Origin of the sequence: Pediococcus stilesii, from assembly GCF_001437075.1 — a bacterium.
GTDB lineage: Bacteria > Bacillota > Bacilli > Lactobacillales > Lactobacillaceae > Pediococcus > Pediococcus stilesii.
The window spans coordinates 1-2,390 of sequence record NZ_JQBX01000039.1; the positions used below are offsets into that span (position 1 = coordinate 1).

A 2,390-nucleotide genomic window follows, 5' to 3' on the forward strand; every position below is an offset into this window, starting at 1 on the left:
CGGTTCGATTCCGCTCGTGGGAATTTAAAAGGAGGAAAAGTATGCATAATTTAAATTATAAAGAAATAATCTATTTAGATTCTATCGAATTAAACTCATATTTGTCACAATTAGATCAAGGACTTATTGATTCAAAACAATCAAGTACATCTTCAGGAGAAGCAACTTCCGAAGAAAATAAAACTAATGGGCAAATTGGCGCATCTTTTGGAATAAAGTTTGGCGTCAACTCCGAACTGAAAAATTCAGAAACCCAAACAGAAGCTGTAAACGAATCTATTAACATTTATTTTAAAGATTATCAGTTACAAAGATTATTAGATAAGGCAGAGCATGATAATTTATTCCCAGAAAAGCCTTCTGAAGGTGATCTAATAAAAATAACTGGTGAATTTGACATATTTTCTCCCTCATTACTCGCACATATTAGTCCCAAAAAGATTGATGATATTGGAAAGCATATGGCATCAAAAAAGAATGGAGTTGGAAATGGGCTAAAAAATTTAATTGCAATAGGTAGTTTATTAGAAAACTTACTCCCTGAAACAACAATTCTTAAAGTTGGAAATAACGCTACCGCAATTTTAGAAAATAATAATATTAGATCAAACCTTGGCCAACTTAGTACATTTTTTGGTACATCACGCAAAATAACATTGTTCGGTATAGTCGATTCAATCGCTCTAAACGGCAAGAGAAATATGAATGTTTTAAGCGATAGCATTTCCCCAACTTTAAATACTGTGGCCTATCTAAATTCAGCTCTAGTAGATTCGTTTTTAAGTTTAATCGACCTAATAAAAAAAGACGACTTGGTAGTTAAACCAATCGCCATTTATTTTGAATAATCAAATTTTATCAAATTCTTTTTTCACTCTATTTACTTGTTTAGTGTGAGAAGCACTAGCTTTTTTATGTTTCAAATCAATTTTCTTCTGATTTTGGTTAACTTTTTTTTGAATATTAATTACATCAGAATATATTTTTTTTAGCATAGACTTTCCCTCCTAGTTGAGATTATACCATATGAATATTTAACAATTAAGGAATCATCTCCCACTCCGGTGATTTAATGCAGTTCGACTCTGTATGTGGGAATAGTGGTTACTACAATATATGTAATAACCACAAAATAAAAAAGCCACATCCCCCACTGACCAAAGTTTAGGATGTGACTTAACCAGAATAACCACATTAAGTGGCCTCTTTAATATTGTCTATTTTAGCACGAGAGGCTACTTCCGAAAAGAGAACGGAGGTTTGCCATTATGGCATCATTTGAAAAACGAGGTAAAAGAACTAGAGTTGTCGTATCCGTCATGCAAGACGGTGTGCGACGTAAGGTGTCTAAAACGTTCGACACAAAGAAAGCTGCTACTGATTGGGCTATCTTGATGGAAGCTGACAAGTTGCAGGATAAGAGCATTATATCGTCTAGAATGACGTTTGCTGATTATTTCAAAATGTGGATGGAAACCCATAAGAAAAATGACGTTCGACAATCAACTTATAAATCGTATATCTATATCCATAAAATCATAAAAGAAGAATTTAACGGCCTAACCCTTGGTGATCTATCTTATACTAGTTTGCAAAATAGATTGGACAAACTAGGTGGAAAGATTCAACAGTCCACATTGGTTGAAATTGTTTCAAGAATTAAAGCATCCCTTTCTGATGCGAAGTACGATCAATATATTACTAAAGATATTTATTCAAGGCTAAAACCGCATGGCCTAAAAGTTGAAAAGACGCCTAATGTTTTATCAGCAACTAATTTTGAAATATTGCAGCGATATCTTTATACCATTTATCAGAAAGAATCCAGTTATGCCATCATATTGATCGGACTTGAAACCGGATTAAGGATTGGTGAAATATTGGCATTAACTGGTAAGGATTTTTCCGAATATTTTGACACTATCAAAATCGATAAATCATATTCACATATTGCTGGTAAAGTAACACCCCCAAAAAGTAAACACTCTTATCGCACAATCAAAGTAACCGATCAATTGATTCAAGTTTTAAAGTTCTATAAAAAAGAACCCAATCAACGAATGTTTGTTGTGACTGGTGCAACAGTCGCTGCTCATCTTAGAAAGTTATTGAAGAAGTTAGATATTCCAAAAGTTACGGTACACGGGTTACGTCATTCTCATGCTTCTTATCTCCTGTACAAAGGTGTATCGATCAATTACGTATCAGCAAGATTAGGGCATGCTGATGTATCAATAACTCAAAAAGTGTATGCCCATATGTTAAAGGAAGAAAAAAATCGTGAACAAGATAGGACTATTGAACTATTGTCTATGTCCCCAAATGTCCCCACAGCAAAAATAAATGCTGATATATAGGCGTTTGAAGCACATTTTAATATTCTAATATAA

Annotated in this window: 3 protein-coding genes; 2 read left to right on the forward strand and 1 reads right to left on the reverse strand. The window is 33.4% G+C overall.

The genetic code is table 11. The annotated features are described in order from the left end of the window. Nucleotides 1-41: 41 nt before the first annotated feature. Entirely contained in the window at nucleotides 42-848 is an 807-nt protein-coding gene (locus IV81_RS09125) for a DUF6414 family protein (protein ID WP_057804414.1), read from the forward strand. Here IV81_RS09125 and IV81_RS09340 read toward each other — a convergent pair whose 3' ends face one another. Further along, entirely contained in the window at nucleotides 849-995 is a 147-nt protein-coding gene (locus tag IV81_RS09340; protein ID WP_157059771.1) for a hypothetical protein, read from the reverse strand. It lies immediately after the preceding gene. Between the two features lie 273 nt (nucleotides 996-1,268). On the opposite strand from IV81_RS09340, the gene IV81_RS09130 reads away from it, so the two are divergent. Further along, nucleotides 1,269-2,357: a site-specific integrase gene (locus IV81_RS09130; protein WP_057804416.1), complete on the forward strand. Its 1,089-nt coding sequence runs from the start codon at nucleotides 1,269-1,271 to the stop codon at nucleotides 2,355-2,357. The last annotated feature ends 33 nt before the right edge of the window (nucleotides 2,358-2,390 follow it).

Coding starts and splice junctions, on each gene's coding strand:
- IV81_RS09340 (WP_157059771.1), bottom strand. CDS start 995: ATGCTAAAAAAAATATATTCTGATGTAATTAATATTCAAAAAAAAGTT.
- IV81_RS09130 (WP_057804416.1), top strand. CDS start 1,269: ATGGCATCATTTGAAAAACGAGGTAAAAGAACTAGAGTTGTCGTATCC.
- IV81_RS09125 (WP_057804414.1), top strand. CDS start 42: ATGCATAATTTAAATTATAAAGAAATAATCTATTTAGATTCTATCGAA.